The following is a 233-nucleotide window of genomic DNA, read 5'->3' as shown; positions in this document are numbered from 1 at the left end:
TCATAGACATGAAAATACCCGCCGCATTCGACTTCACGGATGCGGCGGGCGGGAAGCTATGCGCTCGTTACAGGCCTACACGGCCCGGCGATCACATGTACTTCTTGCAGGCCTTGAAGGCGCTGTAGCCGGCGTACTGAGCGGTGGAGCCGAGCTCCTCCTCGATCTCGAGCAGACGGTTGTACTTGGCGATGCGCTCGCCACGGGCCGGGGCACCGGTCTTGATCTGGCCG

The 233-nt window shown here is 62.7% G+C and carries 1 pseudogene; it reads right to left on the bottom strand.

What is annotated here, in order from left to right:
* Positions 1 to 91: 91 nt before the first annotated feature.
* Positions 92 to 233: pseudogene (eno, locus tag B4C31_RS03460) on the bottom strand (phosphopyruvate hydratase); the annotation flags it as partial.

This window comes from Bifidobacterium sp. UBA4282, assembly GCF_002394995.1.
Classification (GTDB): domain Bacteria; phylum Actinomycetota; class Actinomycetes; order Actinomycetales; family Bifidobacteriaceae; genus Bifidobacterium; species Bifidobacterium pullorum_B.
The sequence above is the reverse complement of the archived record's forward strand: the minus strand, read 5'-3'. Positions and strand labels throughout refer to the sequence as shown.